The 19,667-nt window shown below is 70.3% G+C and carries 18 protein-coding genes; 6 read left to right on the top strand and 12 right to left on the bottom strand.

All coding sequences use genetic code 11. From position 1 onward, the window contains the following. Nucleotides 1–18 precede the first annotated feature (18 nt). The 10 genes from BJ958_RS08160 to BJ958_RS08205 all read right to left on the bottom strand — a co-directional run bounded on the left by BJ958_RS08160 (nucleotide 19) and on the right by BJ958_RS08205 (nucleotide 9,781). Nucleotides 19–582 (bottom strand): hypothetical protein, encoded by a 564-nt coding sequence (locus BJ958_RS08160; RefSeq protein WP_179726375.1) that lies wholly within the window; start codon nucleotides 580–582, stop codon nucleotides 19–21. Nucleotides 583–587: 5 nt separating this feature from the next. Next, nucleotides 588–1,676 carry an MCE family protein gene (locus BJ958_RS08165; protein WP_179726376.1) on the bottom strand — a complete coding sequence of 363 codons (1,089 nt, stop codon included), beginning with the start codon at nucleotides 1,674–1,676 and terminating at the stop codon, nucleotides 588–590. Nucleotide 1,677: 1 nt separating this feature from the next. Further along, entirely contained in the window at nucleotides 1,678–2,916 is a 1,239-nt protein-coding gene (locus tag BJ958_RS08170; protein ID WP_179726377.1) for an MCE family protein, read from the bottom strand. An 8-nt stretch (nucleotides 2,917–2,924) separates the two neighbouring features. Then, nucleotides 2,925–3,971, bottom strand: coding sequence for an MCE family protein (locus BJ958_RS08175; protein WP_179726378.1), 1,047 nt, complete (start codon nucleotides 3,969–3,971; stop codon nucleotides 2,925–2,927). Beyond that, entirely contained in the window at nucleotides 3,968–4,942 is a 975-nt protein-coding gene (locus tag BJ958_RS08180; protein WP_179726379.1) for an MCE family protein, read from the bottom strand. The genes BJ958_RS08175 and BJ958_RS08180 overlap by 4 nt, the downstream gene beginning before the upstream one ends. A 5-nt stretch (nucleotides 4,943–4,947) precedes the next feature. Further along, nucleotides 4,948–5,964, bottom strand: a complete 1,017-nt coding sequence (locus BJ958_RS08185) for an MCE family protein (RefSeq protein ID WP_179726380.1) — start codon at nucleotides 5,962–5,964, stop codon at nucleotides 4,948–4,950. After that, nucleotides 5,961–7,019, bottom strand: a complete 1,059-nt coding sequence (locus tag BJ958_RS08190) for an MCE family protein (RefSeq protein ID WP_179726381.1) — start codon at nucleotides 7,017–7,019, stop codon at nucleotides 5,961–5,963. The genes BJ958_RS08185 and BJ958_RS08190 overlap by 4 nt, the downstream gene beginning before the upstream one ends. A 9-nt stretch (nucleotides 7,020–7,028) precedes the next feature. After that, complete coding sequence (locus tag BJ958_RS08195) at nucleotides 7,029–7,898, bottom strand: MlaE family ABC transporter permease (protein WP_246319020.1); 870 nt, start codon at nucleotides 7,896–7,898, stop codon at nucleotides 7,029–7,031. After that, nucleotides 7,898–8,722 carry an MlaE family ABC transporter permease gene (locus tag BJ958_RS08200; protein ID WP_179726382.1) on the bottom strand — a complete coding sequence of 275 codons (825 nt, stop codon included), beginning with the start codon at nucleotides 8,720–8,722 and terminating at the stop codon, nucleotides 7,898–7,900. The genes BJ958_RS08195 and BJ958_RS08200 overlap by 1 nt, the downstream gene beginning before the upstream one ends. Before the next feature lie 102 nt (nucleotides 8,723–8,824). Next, nucleotides 8,825–9,781, bottom strand: coding sequence for a DNA glycosylase family protein (locus tag BJ958_RS08205; RefSeq protein ID WP_179726383.1), 957 nt, complete (start codon nucleotides 9,779–9,781; stop codon nucleotides 8,825–8,827). A 122-nt stretch (nucleotides 9,782–9,903) separates the two neighbouring features. Between BJ958_RS08205 and BJ958_RS08210 the strand changes: the two genes are divergently transcribed. The 4 genes from BJ958_RS08210 to BJ958_RS08225 all read left to right on the top strand — a co-directional run bounded on the left by BJ958_RS08210 (nucleotide 9,904) and on the right by BJ958_RS08225 (nucleotide 13,913). Next, entirely contained in the window at nucleotides 9,904–10,509 is a 606-nt protein-coding gene (locus tag BJ958_RS08210) for a TetR/AcrR family transcriptional regulator (protein ID WP_218865645.1), read from the top strand. Nucleotides 10,510–10,616: 107 nt separating this feature from the next. Beyond that, on the top strand, nucleotides 10,617–11,630 hold the full coding sequence (locus tag BJ958_RS08215) for an IS481 family transposase (protein ID WP_179726384.1): 1,014 nt from the start codon (nucleotides 10,617–10,619) through the stop codon (nucleotides 11,628–11,630). 11 nt (nucleotides 11,631–11,641) lie between these two features. Further along, nucleotides 11,642–13,159, top strand: a complete 1,518-nt coding sequence (locus BJ958_RS08220) for an ATP-dependent DNA ligase (RefSeq protein WP_179726385.1) — start codon at nucleotides 11,642–11,644, stop codon at nucleotides 13,157–13,159. A gap of 67 nt (nucleotides 13,160–13,226) precedes the next feature. After that, nucleotides 13,227–13,913, top strand: coding sequence for a TetR/AcrR family transcriptional regulator (locus tag BJ958_RS08225; protein WP_179726386.1), 687 nt, complete (start codon nucleotides 13,227–13,229; stop codon nucleotides 13,911–13,913). A 68-nt stretch (nucleotides 13,914–13,981) separates the two neighbouring features. On the opposite strand, the gene BJ958_RS08230 is transcribed toward BJ958_RS08225, so the two are convergent. Further along, nucleotides 13,982–15,262, bottom strand: a complete 1,281-nt coding sequence (locus tag BJ958_RS08230) for an acetyl-CoA C-acetyltransferase (RefSeq protein WP_179726387.1) — start codon at nucleotides 15,260–15,262, stop codon at nucleotides 13,982–13,984. A gap of 97 nt (nucleotides 15,263–15,359) precedes the next feature. On the opposite strand from BJ958_RS08230, the gene BJ958_RS08235 reads away from it, so the two are divergent. Then, complete coding sequence (locus tag BJ958_RS08235; RefSeq protein ID WP_179726388.1) at nucleotides 15,360–16,694, top strand: 3-oxoacyl-ACP reductase; 1,335 nt, start codon at nucleotides 15,360–15,362, stop codon at nucleotides 16,692–16,694. Nucleotides 16,695–16,705: 11 nt separating this feature from the next. Beyond that, nucleotides 16,706–17,551, top strand: a complete 846-nt coding sequence (locus BJ958_RS08240; RefSeq protein ID WP_246319021.1) for a MaoC family dehydratase — start codon at nucleotides 16,706–16,708, stop codon at nucleotides 17,549–17,551. A 12-nt stretch (nucleotides 17,552–17,563) separates the two neighbouring features. Here the strand turns inward: BJ958_RS08240 and BJ958_RS08245 are convergent, their stop codons facing one another. Then, nucleotides 17,564–19,648, bottom strand: a complete 2,085-nt coding sequence (locus BJ958_RS08245; RefSeq protein WP_179726390.1) for an elongation factor G-like protein EF-G2 — start codon at nucleotides 19,646–19,648, stop codon at nucleotides 17,564–17,566. Between the last annotated feature and the right edge of the window lie 19 nt (nucleotides 19,649–19,667).

Here is a 19,667-nt window from a genome sequence, read left to right on the forward strand (position 1 = left end):
AGTGGGTGGGTCCCGACGCTACTGCGCACCCTCACCGCCGTTGGTGCCGCTGAGCAGGTCCAGCCGGTCGACCAGCCACTCGCCCTTGACGAGCTTCATGGTCATGCTGACGCGCTGCTCCTCGATCTTGACGTCGGTGTTCTTGTCGTCGGTGATCGCCTGGTCGACGAACGCCAGCACCTCGACCTGGGTGTCGTCCACGACCCGGCCGGCCGCGTCGACGACCTGTCCCTTCGCGGTGACCTTGCCGTCGACGATCGCCTTCTGCAGGTCGCCGACGTTGGGCGCCAGCTTGTCCTTGAGCTCGGCGTTGGCGATCTTGTCGACCCAGGCGAAGTCGTGCTCCCCGTCCTTCCAGGAGTACGACGTGATCTCGACCAGGAGCTTCTTGGCGGCATCGAGCGCAGCCTTCTCCGCGTCGTTGCGTGCGGTGAGCTCGTCGACCTTGGCCAGGGCGTCCTTCAGGGCCTCGTCGTCACCGCTGGAGCCGCAGCCGCCGGCCAGGAGGCCCACCGCGAGCAGCAGGGCGCACAGCAGGGCCAGCGGACCTCGGCTGCGCAGGGTTCGCTTCGTTCGCACCACGCGGGTCACCGTACCGGGCCGGGCGCGTGCGCCGCGCCGCGCTGCAGCGTGGCGAAGGAGGCCGCGCAGCGACCGTCCTTCTGCAGCGGCCGCCGCTCGGTCCGCTTCGGGTCGAGGCGGGTCGTGCCGTAGTCGCAGCGCGGGTCCATGTCGGGGATGATCTCGATGCGCAGCTCGCCGTTCTGGACCTTCGAGAGCAGGGACTGCAGGCCCGGCGAGTAGTTCTGCAGCAGCGCGCGCAGGTGCGGCTCGTAGGAGCGGAACACGTCGGTGAAGCTGACGCCGGTCGACAAGAACCCGGGCAGCACGGCGTCGGCGTCCTTCACCAGCTTGAGCAGCTCGTCGACCTGGCCCGGTCCTCGCTTGAGGAGGTCGCGCAGCTCCGGGTCGTAGTTGCGCAGGAACCTCGCGAACTGCTTGGCCGAGGTCGCCAGCCGGCGCAGGGAGTCGGCGTTGTCGGTCGCGATCGACAGCACGTCTCCGGAGTTGCTGATGATCCGGTCGGTCTCGGGCCACACCTCGTCGAGGGTCTGCAGGATCGCGGTGCCCTGGTCGAGGATCTGGCCGAGGTCGTCACCGGTCCCCTTGAGACCGGTGCTGAGCTCGCCGAGGACGATCCTCAGCTTCTTGTCGTCGATCTGGCGCAGCACGTTGTTGACCGCGACGACCGTTGAGCTCAGGCTCTTCGGCAGGTCGGTCGACGTCGCGGGGACGACGTCCCCGGTGGCGAGGTAGGGCCCCTTGACCTGCTTGGGCTGGAAGTCGAGGTACTGCTCACCGACCGGCGAGAGGCTGCGCACCCGGGCCAGCGAGTCCTTCGGGACCTGGGTGCCGTCGGTGATGCGGACGGTGGCCTCGACGCCCTCGGCCGTGGGCACGATCGACTTGACCTTGCCGACCTTGATGCCGCGGTAGGTGACGACCGAGCCCTCGAACAGGCCGCCCGTCTGCGCGAGCTGGACCTTGACCTCGACCGGTCGCGACGTGAGCGGCTGGTCGAGGACCGCCGAGAAGATGTACGCCGTCGTCACGATGAGCACGACGATGATGCCCGCGAGGCTCAGGTAGAGCTTGTTGCCCAGCAGCTTCAGCACCTCAGGCCCCCCGTCCGAAGAGGCCTCCGAGGAGGCCGTTGAGTCCGAGCGGGTCGGTGTTCGTGGTTCCCGTCCCGCCACCCGTGCCACCGCCCGTGCCGCCGGTGGCCGGCGTACCGCCGCCCTTGGCGCCGGCCTTGGCTCCTGTCTTGCCACCGCCGAGGAGGGGCAGGTTCGGGAGCAGCTTGTCGAGCCCGATCAGGCCGAGCAGGTCGGTCACGATGCCGTTGACGGTCCCGGTGAGCAGGCCGTTGACGTTGAGGTTGTCGACGTGCAGCTCGAGCGCGATGTTGAGGTAGTCGGTCCCGATCACGGCGTCGGCCGAGCCGGACGCCTTGATCACGGCCTGCAGCGACTTCTCGAACGTGCCGTTGTTGGCGGCGAACTCGGCCAGCACCGGCTCGAGCTCGCTGAGCATGGTGAGCAGCTGCTGGCGGGTCTTGGTGACCGTGTCGTTGGCAGCGCCGCTGAACTTCTCCACCTCGGCCAGCAGCTCGGTGAAGGCCGGGGTCTTCTCCCGCAGCACCTTCGCCGCCGGGCGGATGTCCTTGAGTGCCCGGTTGATGGTCTTCTTGCGCCCGTTGAGCGTGGTCGAGAGCGAGTTCATCGAGGTCAGCACGCTGTCGATGGCCTGGGTGGTCGAGTTGGCCTGGGTGAGGAACACCGAGGCCTTGTCGAGCAGCGCCCGGTAGTCGGCCTCGTTGCCGTTGAGCGCGGTGTTGAGCTCCTCGGTCACCGTCTGCAGCTGGTCGAGGCCGCCGCCGTTGATGAGCAGCGAGGCCTGGGCCAGTGCGTCCTCGACCGAGGGGGCCGTCGTGGTGTTCTCCCGGGCCAGGACGGCCTTGTCGGCCAGCACGGTGCCGTCGGCAGGGTTGGTCACGTCGACGAACAGCTCGCCCAGCGGCGTGGTGTAGCGAAGCCGCGCGTGGGCGCCCTCACGGACCTCGGCGTCCTTCTTCACCGTCAGCGTCGCGCGGGCGGTGAAGTCGTCGGCCTCGATCGACTTCACCTTGCCCATGTCGACACCGTTGACCTTGACCGGCGCGCCGACGGCGAGATTGAGGGCGTCGTCGAACTGGGCCTGGATCTCGATGGTGTCGCCCGAGACTCCCGTCCCGGGGATCGGCAGGTCGCGCATGGTGGTGCCGCACGCGGACAGCAGGCCCAGCGCCAGCGCGAGGAGCGCGACCAGGGCGGTCCGTACGGCGGTCGTGCGTGCCGTCAGCTTCATCGCAGTCATCGCTCCCCTCACGCTCCCGGCTGCGTGCCGTTGATGACGCTGCACAGCGGTCCGAGCAGGCCCTTGCACAGCTGCTGCAGGACGCCACCCAGCGGGTCGAGGATCAGCGGGTCGATCCGGACCGGGAGCCGGTCGCCCTGGATCATCCGCAGGTTCTGCAGGGCCAGCGGCATGACCCGCAGGATCTCGGCGAGCTGGTCCTGCTTGCTCAGCAACGTCTTCATCAGCGTGGTCGAGCCGTCCAGGCTGTCGACGATCGACTGACGGTTGTCGACGGCGAACTTCGCGACCGTGGTGACCGCCTCGTCGAGCGAGCGCAGCGCCTGCTGGAAGTTGCCCCGCTCGTCGGCGAGCAGCTGGGAGGCCTGCGACACCTGCTGGATGAAGGTGCGCGCGGTGTCCTCGTTGGCCGAGATCGTCGTGAGCAGCACGTCGAGCGACTTCAGCGTCGCCGCGATGTCCTCGCGGTGGGTGGCGATCCCGTCGACGCCGTTGGCGAGCGAGTGGATCGTCTGGTTGAGCAGCGGTCCGCGGCCCTGCAGGGCCTGGGTGCCGGCGTCGATGAAGCGCTGGACGGCCTTGGTCGTCTCCGCATTGCCGCCGATGCCCGTGGCGAAGTCGTTGAGGGACTCCAGCACCTGGTCGAAGTCGACCGGCGTCTGCGTCTTGTCGAGCGCGATCGTCGCGTCGTCGGCGAGCTTCTCGTCGCCCTCGTGGTAGACGGGCGTCAGCTCGACGTAGCGGTCGGTCGCGACCGAGCGGGCCACGACGACCGCGCCGGCGTCGGCCGGCACCGGCTGGTCGGAGTCGACCTCCATCGTGACGAGCACCTTGTCGCCGTCCGGCTTGATCGAGGTGACCTTGCCGACGGTGACACCGAGCACGCCCACGTCGTTGCCGACGAACAGGCCCGCGGAGTCGGCGAAGTACGCCTTGACGGTGATCGTGTCCGATCCACCGACGACGCCGCACCCGGTGGTGAGCAGGACCGCGAGGGCGGCAACGGCCGCCCCGGCGGCACGCACGGCGCGCCTGGTCTTGGGTGCCCGGTTCATCGCTGGCACGTCCCTTCCAGCTTGCAGGTGGTGTCGTCGGCCGGGATCGCGGGGGGCTTCAGGTAGAGCGGGAGGTAGGGACCGCTGCCGGTCGCGTTGGCGACGTACCGGACGGCGGGCGCCATGTTCTCCAGCAGCGTCGTCAGCTGCTTGTCCTGGCTGTTGAGGGTGTCGAGCACGGCCTTGACGTCCTTGAGCGCCGGCTTGAGCTTGCCGTTGGTCGACTTCACGATCGCGGTCAGCGCCTTGGACAGGTCGGTGGTCTCCACGAGCAGGCGGTGGATCGCCTCGCGCCGGGCGGTGATCTCGCTGACGACCAGGTTGGTCTGCTCCATCAGCCCGACGATGTCCTGGCTGCTGGCCGAGAGCTGGTCGGTCACCTTGCGGGTCGAGGCCAGCAGGTCGCCGACCTGGTCGGAGCGCTTCGAGACGACCTCGGAGAGCCGCGCCACGCCCTCGAGGGCCGGCCCGATCTCGTCCTGGCTGGCGCCCAGGGTGCCGGCCATCGCGGTGAGGGCCTTGGCCAGCAGTTCGGGGTCGAGCTCGTCGAGGGCGTCGGTGCCCTTCTCGATCACGTCCTGCAGGTTGTAGGGCACCGAGGTCCGGTCGAGCGGGATCCGGTTGCCCGCCAGGCTGCCGGTGCCGTTGGGGTCGACCTCGAGGTAGTGGGTGCCCAGCAGGGTCGCCACCTTGACCGTCGCGGTGGACCGGTCGCCCAGCGAGATGTCCGAGTCGAGGGCGAAGGTCACCTGGACGTGGTCGTCCTGGATCTCGATGCCGGTGACCTTGCCGGAGATGACGCCGTGCACCTGGACGTCCTCGCCCTTGCGCAGCCCGGCGGTGTGCTCGAGCAGCGCGGTGTACTTCTTCGTGCCGAAGGTGCTGACACTGAGGAAGATGACCAGTCCGGCCACCAGGCCGATGACGACCAGGGTGACGATGCCGACGCGCAGCGGGTTGCGCTCGTTCATGGGCTTCATCGGCACGCCGCCGACCACGGGCCGTTGTTGCCGACCGGGTTGATGCCCGCGCTGTTCGCCGTCAGCGCCACGGAGAGCGAGCAGACGTAGACGTTGAGCGCGTTCTCGTACGACGTCGCCCGGCCGAGCGACTCGAAGACGGTCGTGAACGCCGGGATCGCTTGCACCAGGCTCCCTCGGGACCTCTCGAACATGTCCGCGACCGTGACCAGCTGGTCGGTCGTCCTGGTCAGGGGCACCTTGACCTCCTTGAGCAGGGAGCTGGTCGCGCCGACGAGCCGGCTGACGCCGTCGATCGAGGCACCGATGGACTTGCGGTCCTCGGCGAGCCCGGTCATCAGCTTGCGCAGCTCGACGACCGTCTTGGAGAGCTCGTCGCCCTGTCCGGCGATGTTGTCGAGCACGGGCTTGAGGTTCGTCATCACCTCACCGATCACGGTGTCGCGGTCGGCGAGGAAGTTGCTGAGCTGGCCGGTCTGGGCGAGCAGCTGCTCGACCGTCCCGCCCTCCCCCTGGAGCACCTTGACCAGGGAGGTCGCGAGCTTGTTGACGTCGCCGGGCTGCAGCACCTTGAAGAGCGGCCGGAAGCCGTTGAGCAGACCCGTGAGGTCGAAGCCCGGGTCGGTGCGCGCGATCGGCACCGTCGCGCCGTCCTTCAGCTTCGCGCCGCGCTGGGCTCCCTGGATCAGGGAGATGTACCGCTGGCCGAGGAGGTTCTGGTAGCGCATGACCAGCTTCGTGGTGTCGAGCAGCGGCTGCTCCTTGACGAGCTCGACCTTGATCTCGGCACCGTCGGCCGTGGCCCTGATGTCCTTGACCTGGCCGACCCGGACACCGGCCGCCTTGACGTCGTCGCCGACGCGCAGACCGCTGACGTCGGCGAACTCGGCCTTGAACTCGTGGGTCCCGCCCGGCACGCCGTTCTGCATGGTGTTGACCAGCAGGAGCAGCATCAGCCCGCTCACCACGGCGAACGCGGTGAACTTGATCGCGATGGAGCGCAGCCCGGTCATCGGCCCTCCCCCCAGAGTCGCCCGACGCCCGCGGGGTCGGTGCTGCCCGTGCGGTACGACGGCTGCTGGCCACTGGTGTAGTAGGCCGGCGGCGAGAGGCGCAGCGTGCCGTCGGTCTTCACGAAGCCACCGCGGACCGCCTGGGGCAGGTTGGTGCCGAGCAGGATGTTGACCGCGAGCGCGTCGGTGATGCCGGCCTTGCGGTTGTCGTAGACCGCGTCGAGCAGCACCGCCGAGCCGTTGATGAAGTCCACCAGGTTCTTCTCGTTCTTGTTCAGGAAGGCACGCGAGGTCTTCGCAAGGTTCGTGCCGCCGCTGATGAGCGCGGTGATCGCGGCCTCCTGCGTGACGATCGTGTGCAGCGTGACCAGGACGTCGTCGGTCGCGTCGAGCAGGTCGGGCGCGATCTGGTTGACGAGCTGGGTCGTCGAGGCGAGCGCCTGGAGGTCGGCGCGGACCTGCGGCATCCGCGGGTTGATCCGGTCGAGGTAGTCGTTGAGCGTACGGACGGTCTGCCCGATCTGGCCGCCACGACCGTCGAGCGCCTCGGCCGCCGAGCCGATCGCCGAGGCGAGCTCGGCCGGGCCGAGCGCCTTGACCAGGCGGTCGATGTCGTCGAGGGCCTGCTGCAGCTCCAGGGTCTCCTGGCTGCTGTCGGCCCGGACCTTGGCACCCGCCTTGAGCTCTCCGGACGGCTTGCCGTGGACGACGAGGTCGACGAACGTCGTACCGAACACCGTCGCGGGGAGGATCCGTGCCACGACGTTGCCGGGGACGACGTCCAGGTCCTGCTTCGACATCTCCATGTCGACGGTGACGCCGCCGGAGGCGGCGCGGCTGATCTGGGTGACCTTGCCGACGATGACACCGTTCATCTTGACGTCGGACCCGGAGCGCAGCGCGCCGCCGGCGTTGGCGACCTCGGCACTGACGTGCGGCTTGGAGCCGAACGTGCCGTTGCTGCGCAAGGTGATGAAGGCACCGATGACGGCGAGCGCGACGATCGCGATCAGGCCGCGCCGGGCCAGCTGGTTGCGGGAGATCTCTCGTGCCATCTCGTCACCTCACCCGGAGATCCGGAAGCCCGGGTCGCCGCCCCAGAACACCAGGGTGAGGACCATGTCGAGCAGGACGATGGAGACGATGCTGGCCCGGATGCCGGTGCCGGTCGCCTCGCCGACCGCCTGCGGACCGCCGCCGACCCGCATGCCGTACCAGCAGTGGATCAGGGCCACGGTCAGGGCGAAGATCAGGATCTTCACGATCGAGAAGACGATGTCCCTGCCCTGGATGAACGTCGAGAAGTAGTGGTCGTACTGACCCGGTGACTGCCCGAACAAGATCACGACCGAGGCCTGCGAGGCGATGTAGGAGCCGATCAGCCCGATCAGGTAGAGCGGCAGGATCGCGACCATGCAGGCGATGACGCGGGTGGTGCAGACGTAGCGCACGGCGCTGACCGCCATCACCTCGAGGGCGTCGATCTCCTCGTGGATCTTCATCGAGCCGATCTGGGCGGTGAACCGGCAGCCGACCTGGGCGCCGAGCGCCAGGGCGGCGATGAGCGGCGCCAGCTCACGGGTGTTGACGCTCGCGGAGATGAAGCCCGTCAACGGCGCCAGGCCGACGATCTCGAGGCCGTTGAAGCCCTCGATGCCGATCGACGTGCCGGCCGCGACGGACAGCAGGATCATCACGCCGACCGTGCCGCCACCGACGAGGAGGGCACCGCTGCCCCAGGCGATGTCCTTGATCTGGCGCAGCACCTCCTTGGGGTAGAGCGCGATGGTCGCGGGGACCTCGCGGAAGACCTTGCCGGAGAAGCTGACGAACGAGCCGAGCATCGCGAGCGTGCTCATCACCGAGTCGGCGATGCCGACCAGCGCGTCGGAGAACCGGGCTCCGACGCTGCGACCGAGCTGCACCCCGGACATCAGGCACCCCCGGGGAAGAGCATCACGTAGGCCTGGGTCAGGCCGACGTTGATCACCGCGAGGATGATCACGCTGAGCACGACGGCCTGGTTGACGGCGTCGGCGACGGCCTTGGGGCCGCCGTGGGCGCTGAGTCCCTTGTGGGCGCACACGATGATCGCGACGAACCCGAACAGCAGGCCCTTGAACTCGGCGAGCACGAGGTCGCCCGGCTGGGCCAGCCCGACGAAGGAGTCGAGGTAGGTGCCCGAGGAGATCTGGCCGCCACCGACGACGATCACGAACGCGGTCGTCATGGCGGTCATCGCCACGATGATCGTCAGCAGGACCGAGACCAGCAGGGCCGCGAGGATGCGGGGCGCGACCAGGCGCTGGATCGGCGAGATGCCCATGACCTTGAGGGCGTCGATCTCCTCGCGCACGGTGCGGGCCCCGAGGTCGGCACACACGGCCGAGCCGACCGCGCCCGCGATCATCAGCGAGGTCACGAGCGGCGCACCCTGCCGGAGCACGCCGATGCCGTTGACCGCACCGATGAAGGACTGGGCGCCGATCTGGTTGGCGGCGGCACCGATCTGCACGGAGGTGATCACGCCGAACGGGATCGCGACCAGGATCGTGGGCAGCAGCGACACCCGGGTCATGAACCAGCACTGCAGCAGGAACTCCGACCACGAGAACCTGCGCGCGACGATGTCGGAGAACCCCCACTGGATGGACTCCACGGCGAGCTTGACCAGCTCCCCGGTGGTGACCACCCCGGCCCGGAACCGACCGGTCATGTTGTCGAGGAGGGATCGTCCCCCGGCGACCACGGCGCTCATCCGGGCAACCGCCTCTCGTGCATAACCACCCCTGCCTGTCTCACCGGCGGAACCGGTAGCAGCCTGCCCCCCGTGACTGACTGTTGCTCGGTGTAACACCTATCACGCAATTTGGTCACGGCCCCCGAGATGTTCACGTGGCGCCATCCGCGGACCACGACGGGGACGGTGCAGCCCGGCGGCCGCCACGAGGAACGGGATCCGGCCCCGGTGGCCCTGCCAGGGGCGGAGGTACCGGGCCAGCTCGGCGTCGTCGAACAGCCGACCCTCCAGCGCCCAGCCCACGTCCTTCGCGACGTGGTAGTCGCCGTACGAGACGGCATCGGGGTCGCCGAGCGCGCGCTGGCGGACCTCCGCGGCGGTCCACACGCCGATACCGGGCAGTGCCCGCAGCCGCGCCTCGGCCTGCTCCCCCGGCAGGCCGGCGGCCCGCTCCAGTGCCTCGGCGTGCCGGGCTGCGGTCACCACCGCACGGCTGCGGGCGGGGTCGATGTGCAGGCGCAGCCACTCCCAGGACGGGACCCGGCGCAGCGCCTCGGCGTCGGGCTGGACCATCAGGCCGAGCGCTGCGCCCGGTCCGGGTGCGGGGGTGCCGTGGCGCCGTACGAGGGCACGGAAGCCGGCGAAGGCCTCCTGGCCGGTGACCTTCTGCTCGATGATCGCCGGGACCAGGGCCTCCATGACCAGGCCGGTGCGACCGAGCCGCAGGTGCGGGTGGTGGCGCCGGGCCTCCTCGAGGACCGGGTGGCGCGGCTCGAAGCCGGACCAGTCGTCGAGCTCGCCGAGCAGCGCGGGCAGCTGGGCGATCGCCCAGTCCGCGCCCGGCCCCCAGGCCTGTGCAGTGATCGCCCCGGTCGCGTCCTGGTCGGTCACGGCGAGGGTCGCCACGCCGTCCGGCGTACGGGAGGCCCGCCAGTGCCGGCCGGCGAGCGCCAACCGGTGCGTCGGGTCACCGCCGCCGTGGCGCTGCTGACGCACCAGTGCGCCGACCGGAACGGGCCGGCCCGGGAGCCACACGCGCTCCGCGTCCGCGGCGACCGGTTCGTCCGGGGAGGTCACGGGAGCACTGTAGGGCTCGGGCAGGTCGCTGCGCTCCGAGTCGCGAGAGACTAGGCTCTCTCACCCGAGGACGAATACCTTTCGTTCTCCACCGACATTCTTCTCCAGGCTCCGGAGGGCAGTTGAGCATCGACACGACCCGCAGTCGCCGGGCCCGCCTCGACCAGGAGGCGGTCCTCCAGGCGGCAGAGGCACTCGTCGACCGTGACGGTTACGACGCCCTCACGATGACCTCGCTCGCCGCCGAGCTCGAGGCCCGGGTCTCCTCGCTCTACAACCACGTCGCGAACCTCGAGGACCTGCGCGCGCTGATCCAGGTCCGCGCGATGCGCCTGCTCGGTGACCACGTCCGCGGCGCGGCGATGGGACACGCCGGCGTCGCCGGCCTGCGCGCGCTGAGCCACGCGCTGCGCGCCTTCGCCCGCACCCACCCGCAGCGCTACGCCGCCCTCACCCGGCCGCCGATCGACCGCGAGGCGTTCTACGCCGCCGCCCTCGACGCGATCGAGGCGCTCGCCATCATGGGCCGCTCCGCCGGCCTGCCCGACGAGAGACTGCTGCAGAACGCGATGGCACTCTTCGCCTGCCTGCACGGCTTCGTGTCCCTCGAGGTCGCCGGCTACTTCGGCGACCTGTCGGGTACGAACGCCGACCTCGACCTCGACGAGGTCTACGAGCACGTCATCGACGGTGCCGTCACCGCCGCCTCCCTGGACGCCACGCGCTAGGTGTTCTGACCACGGACGTTAGGTACGGCGGGTCGGCTGGACCATGACGAAGACCTCCGGGTGAGGTGTGGAGCTACCACGCACCCACACTCACCACGGAGGTCTTCATGACCCACGCTAACGCCACCCTCACTCCAGCGGGACGCCTGCGTCTCGCCAAGCTCATCGTCGACAAGCGCTGGTCCCATGCCCGAGCTGCCGAACGGTTCTCGGTGAGCATCACGACCGCCCGGCGGTGGGCCAGCCGCTACCGCGAGTCCGGCAAGGCCGGGATGGTCGACCGCTCCTCCCGCCCGCACCACAATCCGAACCGGCTACCCCAGCGCACCGAGCGTCGGATCGTGAACCTGCGGGTGACCCGACGCTGGGGACCGGCCCGGATCGCGTACCACCTCGGCCTCAACCCATCGACCGTCGGTCAGGTCCTGCGCCGCTACGGCTGCCCACGGTTGAAGTGGACCGACCCGGCCACCGGCACCCGGATCAAGACCTCCTCACGCGACAAGAACCGCTACGAACACCCTGCGCCCGGTGACCTGGTCCACGTCGACATCAAGAAGCTCGGCCGGATCCCCAACGGCGGTGGATGGCGCGCCCACGGCCGCGGCTCGGCACAAGACCAACGCGCCGGCGCGGCGCGTGATCGCGCAGCCCGCGCCGGTGCATCGCCCTCGCGTGGCTACGCCTACCTGCACCACGCCGTGGACGACCACTCCCGGCTGGCCTACTCCGAGATCCTCACCGACGAGCGCAAGGAGACCGCAGCAGCGTTCTGGAAACGTGCCACGGTGTTCTTCGCCGCGCACGGCATCACAGTCAAGGCCGTGCTCACCGACAACGGGCCCTGCTACCGCTCACGCCTGTGGGCAAAAGCCCTCGGCAAACAGACCAAGCACCGCCGCACCCGCCCCTACCGACCGCAAACCAACGGCAAGGTCGAGCGGTTCAACCGGACCCTGCTCGAGGAATGGGCCTACGCCCACCCCTACACCTCAGAGGCCGACCGCGCGGCGACCTATCCAGAGTGGCTGCATCACTACAATCACCACCGCGGCCACACCAGCCTCAAAGGCAAGTCACCCATCGACCGCGTGCCCAACCTGCCCGGTCAGAACAGCTAGGCCTCGATCCCATGCTGCTCCGCGACCTCGTCGACGTCTCCCGCCAGGTCGCCGCGACGCGCTCGCGCAAGGAGAAGACCCGGCTGATCAGCTCGCTGCTGGTGTCTGCGGCCGCCGACGAGCGGGCCCTGGTCGCGCACTACCTCAGCGGGCGGCTCCGGCAGCGTCGTACCGGGCTCGGCTGGCGCGGTCTCCAGGCCCTCCCCTCCCCCGCGCCCGCGTCGTCGCTCGAGGTGCGCGAGGTCGACGCGGCCTTCGAGGCGATGTCGCTGCTGGCCGGCCCGGGCTCGGTCGGGCTGCGCGCGGCAGCGGTGGCGGACCTGTTCGGTCGCGCCACCGCCGTCGAGCAGGAGTGGCTGCGCGCCGTCGCCGTCGGCGAGGTCCGCCAGGGTGCGCTCGAGGCGGTCGTCACCGAGGCCCTCGCGGTCGCCGCCGACGTGCCGCTCGCCGCGGTGCGGCGTGCCGCGATGCTGGCCGGCGGGTCGACGTACGTCGTCGACGCGGCGTTCCTCGGAGCTGACGCGCTCGCCGACGTCGGCCTGACCGTCGGCCGCCCGGTGCTCCCGATGCTCGCCTCCTCCGCACCCGACGTGGCCGCGGCCATCGCCAAGGCGGGCTCGGGGACGGTGGGTGTCGACGCGAAGCTCGACGGCATCCGGATCCAGGTGCACCGCGACGGCGACGACGTCGTGGTCGCCACCCGCAGCCTCGACGACATCACCCAGCGCCTGCCCGAGGTCGTTGCCATCGCCCGCTCCCTGCCCGCCTCCCAGGTCGTGCTCGACGGCGAGGCGCTGTGGCTCACTGCGGACGGTCGCCCCCGGCCCTTCCAGGAGACGGCCTCGCGCACGTCCTCCTCGACCGTCCCCGCCGAGTCGGTGGTGACGCCGTACTTCTTCGACGTGCTGCACCTCGACGGCACCGACCTGATCGACCGTCCCGCCCACGAGCGTTGGCAGGTGCTGGAGGACCTGGTCCCCGCCGCGCACCGGGTCCAGCGCTGGATCGGCTCCGACGTCCCCGCGGCGAGCGCTTTCACCGAGTCCGTGCTGGCGTCGGGACACGAGGGCGTCGTCGTGAAGTCCCTCGACGCGCCGTACGACGCCGGCCGCCGCGGCTCGGCCTGGGTCAAGGTGAAGCCCGTCCACACCCTCGACCTGGTCGTCCTCGCCGTCGAGCACGGCTCCGGTCGCCGCCGCGGCTGGCTCTCCAACATCCACCTCGGCGCCCGCGACCCGTCCTCGCCCACCGGCTTCGTCATGCTCGGCAAGACGTTCAAGGGCATGACGGACGAGATGCTCGCCTGGCAGACCGCCCGCTTCCGCGAGCTCGAGGTCGAGGACGACGGCTGGGTGGTCACCGTCCGCCCCGAGCAGGTCGTCGAGATCGCCTTCGACGGGTTGCAGCGTTCCACCCGTTACCCCGGCGGGCTGGCGCTGCGGTTCGCCCGGGTCGTGCGGTACCGGGACGACAAGTCCGCCGACGAGGCCGACACGATCGAGACGGTGCGCGCGCTGGCGACCCCCTGACCGCGGCACCGTCTCGGTCCCGCGGAGATGTTGCAACACCGAGTTGCACGTCTCGTACACTTCCGTCATGGCGACCAACGCACCAGCCACCGATGGCCGTCGCAAGGCGGCGGCCGCGCGTCGGAAGGCACGGCAGGCGGAGATCATCGCGGCGACGCGGCAGATCTTCGACTCCAAGGGCGTGCGGGACGTCCAGATCGAGGAGATCGCGAGCGCGGTCGGGATCAACCGCGCGATCGTCTACCGGCACTTCACCGGCAAGGAGGAGCTGTTCGCGCTCACCCTGGTCGGCTACCTCGAGGAGCTGCACGACGCGATGGCGGCGGCCGCGGCGAGCGGGAGCGCCCCCGGCGAGCAGCTGGAGCGGATCGTGGGGGCGTTCGTCGACTACGGCGTCGCCCATCCCGCGTTCGTCGACTGCGCGCAGGCGCTGATGGTGCGGCCCGGTGACGAGCTGCTCGACGAGATCGCCGAGGGGCCGCTGTTCAAGCTCGGGCGCGGGATCACCTCGTGCCTGACGGTCCTGTCCGACACCCTGAGCCACGGGGTCGAGGAGGGCGCGTTCGACCTGAGCGACGACCCGGTGCTGCTCGCCAACGCGCTCTACGCCAGCGGCCTCGGCGCCCTGCAGCTGGCCCGGCTCGGGATCCTGGTCAGCGAGGCCGCGCCGGGGATCCCCACGGTCGGGCAGATCTCGGCGGCCCAGGTGCGGTCCTACATGGTGCGCTCGGCGCTCGCCCTGGTCACCGCCTGACCCGGCACGCACGAACGAACGGCCCGTCCCCCACGAGGGAGGACGGGCCGTCTCGACGAGCTCGGTCCTCAGCGCTCCATGATCGCGACGACGCCCTGGCCGCCGGCCGCGCAGACCGAGATCAGCGCCCGGCCACCGCCGTTGGCCTTGAGCAGCTTGGCCGTGTTGGCCACGATCCGGCCGCCGGTGGCGGAGAACGGGTGACCCGCGGCGAGCGAGGAGCCCTTGACGTTGAGCTTGCTGCGGTCGATCGAGCCCAGCGGCGCGTCGAGGCCCAGGCGCTCCTTGCAGAACACCGGGCTCTCCCACGCAGCGAGGGTCGAGAGCACCTGCGAGGCGAAGGCCTCGTGGATCTCGTAGAAGTCGAAGTCCTGGAGGCTCAGGCCGTTGCGCTCGAGCATCCGCGGGACGGCGTACGCCGGCGCCATCAGCAGGCCCTCGGCACCGTTGACGAAGTCGACGGCAGCGACCTCGGAGTCGACGAAGTACGCGAGCACCTCGAGGCCGTGGGCCTCGGCCCACTCGTCCGAGCCGAGCAGGACGGCGGAGGCGCCGTCGGTCAGCGGGGTCGAGTTGGCGGCGGTCATCGTGGCCGCCTCGCCCTTGCCGAAGACCGGCTTGAGCTTGGCGAGCTTCTCCAGCGAGGAGTCGGCGCGCAGGTTGTTGTCGCGCTCGAGGCCGCGGAACGGCGTGATCAGGTCGTCCTGCCAGCCCTCGTCGTAGGACGCCGCGAGGTTGTGGTGCGAGGTGACGGCCAGCTCGTCCTGGGCCTCGCGGGTGATCTGCCACTCGAGGGCGGTCAGCGCCTGGTGCTCGCCCATGGAGAGCTTGGTGCGCGGCTCGCCGTTGGACGGGATCGCGAGGCCGATGTCGCCGGGGCGGATGGTCGAGAGGATCGCGAGGCGGTCCTTGGTGGAGCGCGCGTTGTTGAGCTGGATCAGCTTCTTGCGCAGCTTCTCCGAGATCGCGATGGGCGCGTCGGAGGTGGTGTCCACGCCGCCGCCGATGCCGGAGTCGATCTGGCCGAGCTTGATCTTGTTGGCGATGTAGTTGATCGCCTGGAGGCCGGTGCCGCAGGCCTGCTGCAGGTCGATGGCCGGGGTCTCGGGGGCGAGACGGGTGCTGAGCACCGACTCGCGGACCAGGTTGAAGTCGCGGCTGTGCTTGAGCACGGCGCCACCGGCGACCTCGCCCAGGCGCTCGCCCTCCAGGCCGAAGCGCGCCACGAGGCCGTCGAGGGCAGCGGTCAGCATCTCCTGGTTGGAGGCGGTGGCGTAGGCGCCGTTGGAGCGGGCGAACGGAATGCGGTTACCGCCCAGTACGGCGGCCCGGCGAACAGTCTCGGTCATGGATCAATCCTCACGCAGCGGGGCCCTGTCGGAGAACCGATTGAGGGCGAGATCACGAAATGTGGACTCAGAGTTACACATCTAGTTACATGGTGTCATGACTGACAAGTACCAGGGCTTCGTGAGCTCCCCGATCGGCAAGCTCCTCGTCAAGAACCTCGGGCTGCCGAACCCCACCAAGCTGGACCGCTACAAGGCCGGCGACCCGCTGGTCAGCGGCACCGTCCTCGTCGGCGGTCGCGGTCGCCTGATCGAGTCCCTGCCGGGCCTGCTCGACGTGCTCGGCATCGACTCGGCGAGCGCGCAGGCCGAGGGCGAGAAGTACAAGGGCCTGGTCTTCGACGCCACCGGCATCACGACGGTCGAGCAGCTCGTCGAGCTGCAGGCGTTCTTCACCCCGGTCATGCGCAGCCTGAAGAGCTGCGCCCGCGTCGTCGTCATCGGTACGCCGCCCGCCCTGGTCGAGGGCAGCGAGGAGATCGCGCAGCGCGCCCTCGAGGGCTTCACCCGCAGCCTCGGCAAGGAGATCGGCAAGGGCGGCACCGTCCAGCTGGTCTACGTGGCCGACGGCTACGAGGACTCGGTCCTGTCCACCCTCGGCTTCCTGCTCAGCCCGAAGTCGGCCTACGTCTCGGGCCAGGTCGTCCGGATCGGCACCCACGCCGAGACCCACGGCTCGGCGCTCGCCGACTGGACCCAGCCGCTCGCCGGCAAGGTCGCCTTCGTCACCGGCGCCAGCCGCGGCATCGGCGAGGAGATCGCCCGGGTGCTGCACCGCGACGGCGCCAAGGTCGTCGGCCTCGACGTCCCGCAGGCCGCCGACGAGCTGGTCAAGGTCATGAACGAGCTCGACGGCGACTGGCTCACCCTCGACATCACCGCGGCCGACGCGCCGCAGCGGATCGCGCACCACCTCAAGGAGAAGCACGGCGGCGTCGACATCGTCGTGCACAACGCGGGCGTGACGATGGACAAGAAGCTCGCCAACCAGACGCCGGAGCGCTTCGGCAAGGTGCTGCAGATCAACCTCGAGGCGCCCGAGCGGATCACCGCCGAGCTGCTCGACCAGAAGGTCGTCAACGCCAACGGCCGGATCATCGGCGTCGCCTCGATCGCCGGCATCGCCGGCAACCTGGGCCAGACCAGCTACGCCGCGTCGAAGGCCGGCGTGATCGGCTTCGTCGACTCGCTCGCCGACAGGCTCGAGGACGGCATCACGATCAACGCCGTCGCGCCGGGCTTCATCATCACCCAGATGACCGCCGCCGTGCCGTTCGCGACCCGCGAGGTCGGCCAGCGTCTCAACGCGATGGCCCAGGGCGGTCTGCCGGTCGACGTCGCCGAGACCATCGCCTGGTACGCCTCCCCCGCCTCGACCGCCGTCAACGGCAACGTCGTGCGGGTCTGCGGCCAGATGATGCTGGGGGCCTGACCATGGCTGGCATGGCCCTCCCCGTGATGCTGAAGGCCGCGCTGCCCGCGGTCCCGGGCGTGAACCAGCTGCCCGGCATCAAGAAGACCGGCGGTGCGCTGCCGGACCTCACGCTGTCGCGCAACGACGTGCTGGTGGAGCGCTCGGCCGTGGAGCGGTACGCCGACGTGTGCGGCTTCCCGAACCGCGACGTCGCGCCGGTGCCCTACCTGCACATGCTGGCGTTCCCGCTGCACATGCAGCTGATGACCGACGCGACGTTCCCCTTCCCGGCCATCGGCTCGGTGCACCTGGAGAACACGATCGTCCAGCACCGGCCGGTCGCGATCGGCGAGACGGTGTCGCTGTCGCTGAAGGCCGACAACCTGCGGGCGAGCACCAAGGGCCGCGCGTGGGACATGAACGTCACCGGCACCGTGGGCGACGAGGTCGTGTGGGAGTCCGTGTCGACGTACCTGCGCGTGGGCAAGGGCGACAAGGAGAACGGCGACCCGGGCATGCAGCTGGAGGCGATCACGGCCAAGGGCCCCGTGTGGAGCATCCCGGAGAACATCGGCCGGACCTACGGCGCCGTCTCCGGCGACCGGAACCCGATCCACCTCTACCCGCTGACCGCGAAGGCGCTGGGCTTCCCTCGCCACATCGCGCACGGCATGTGGAGCAAGGCCCGCTGCATCGCGGCGCTGGAGAACCGGCTGCCCGACGCGGTCAAGGTCGAGGTCGCGTTCAAGAAGCCGATCTTCCTGCCGGGCAAGGCGCAGTTCGGCGCCGAGGCCAACGCGGCGGGCTACGACTTCACGCTCGTGAACCCGAAGAACGGTGCGCCCCACCTGCTGGGCCGCACCACCGCCCTGTAGGGAGGCCGTCAGTCAGCCCTGGTGGTGCAGGCGCGGCGTGACCTGCCGCGCCTGCTCCTCGGGCATCGGCTCGTAGTGCGCGAAGGTGCGGGTGAAGGTGCCCGCACCTCGCGTCGAGGCCCGCAGGTCCACGGCGTAGCGGACCAGCTCGCGCTGCGGGACGTGGGCGCGCACCAGGGTCCGGCCGCCGTCGACGTTCTCGTTGCCGAGCAGCCGGGCCCTTCGTGCACTCAGGTCGCTCATCACCGGACCGACCAGGTCGTCGGGGACCAGGACGCCGACCTCGTCGTAGGGCTCCAGCATGGACACGCCGGCAGCCTCGGCCGCCTCGCGCAGCGCCAGCGCCCCGGCGCTCTGGAAGGCCATGTCGGACGAGTCCACGCTGTGTGCCTTGCCGTCGGTCAAGGTGACCCGGAGGTCGACGACCGGGTAGCCGTGGCGCAGGCCGCGCTCCATCTGGGCGCGGACCCCCTTCTCGACGCTGGGGATGTAGCTGCGCGGCACCGCACCACCGACCACCTTGTCGACGAACTCGAAGCCGCTGCCCTCGGGGAGCGGCTCGATCTCGATGTCGCAGATGGCGTACTGGCCGTGGCCACCGGACTGCTTGACGTGTCGGCCGTGCCCCTTCGCCGGTCCTGTGACGCACTCGCGCAGCGGGACCAGCAGCTCGCGCTGCTCGACGGTCACGCCGTGCCGCTCGGCGAGGCGTTCCAGCACGACGTCGGCGTGCGACTCCCCCATCACCCACAGCACGAGCTGGCCGGTCTCGGCGTTGTGCTCGACGCGCAGGCTCGGGTCCTCCGCGGCCAGCCGGGCCAGGGCCTGGGACAGCTTGTCCTCGTCGGAGCGGGTGGCCGCCTCGATCGCGACGGGCAGCAGGGGGTCGGGCATCGACCAGGGTCGCAGCACCAGGGGCTTGTCGACGGCCGAGAGCGTGTCGCCCGTCTCCGCGCGGGACAGCCGCGCGACCGTGGCGAGGTCGCCGGCCACCACCCGGGCAGCCGGGACCTGCGCGGCGCCGAACGGATGTCCGACGGCGCCGATCCGCTCGTCCTCGTCGTGGTCCTCGTGACCGGCGTCGGCGGAGAAGAACGACGAGAAGTGACCGGACACGTGGACGGCGGCGTCCGGCTCGAGGGTGCCGGAGAAGACGCGGACCAGGCTGATCCGGCCGACGTACGGGTCGCCGGCGGTCTTCACGACCTCGGCGACCAGCGGCCCCGTCGGGTCGCAGGACACGCGGCCGACGGACGCTCCGGCAGGGGTGAACACCTCGGGCGAGCTGTGCTCGAGCGGCGAGGGGAAGCCGTCGACGCAGAGGTCGAGCAGCTCGCCCAGCCCGACCCCGGTGGCGGCGCAGACCGGGACCACCGGGTGGAGGCTGGCCCGGGCGACGGCGGTCTCCAGGTCGGCGACCAGGACGTCGAGACCCACCTCCTCGCCACCGACGTACCGGTCCATCAGGTCCTCGTCCTCGGACTCCTCGATGATCGCCTCGATCAGCTCGCCGCGGCGCGGGTCGTCGGTCTCGCCGGTGAGCAGCCCGGTCAGGCCGTCGGGCCCGGCGAGGTAGACCGGCAGCACCTTGTCGCCGAACGCCTCGCGGGCCTGCGCGACGACGGCGTCGACGTCGGCGCGCGGGTGATCGAGCTTGGTGACCACGACCGCACGGGGCATGGCGACCTGCTCGCACTCGCGCCACAGGGCACGGGTGGCCTCGTCGACCTCCTCGTTGGCCGCGACCACGAACAGCGCGCAGTCGGCTGCGCGCAGGCCGGCGCGCAGGTCACCGACGAAGTCGGCGTACCCGGGGGTGTCGACGAGGTTCACCTTGACGCGCCGGTGCACCAGCGGGGCGACCGCCAGCGAGATGGAGCGGCCGTGGCTGCGCTCCGCGTCCTCGGTGTCGCACACCGTCGTCCCGTCGGCCGTGCTGCCGGCCCGGTTGATCGCGCCGGTGTGCAGGAGGAGGGCCTCCACGAGGGAGGTCTTGCCCGAATGGGAAGGCCCGACCAGGACCACGTTGCGTACCTGGTCGGGCCCGGTTACCGCGAGGTCGTGCTCACCTCGCCTCTCTGCGCGCTTGTCCGCCATGGGTTCACGTAACTCCTGT

The organism is Nocardioides kongjuensis (assembly GCF_013409625.1).
GTDB lineage: Bacteria > Actinomycetota > Actinomycetes > Propionibacteriales > Nocardioidaceae > Nocardioides > Nocardioides kongjuensis.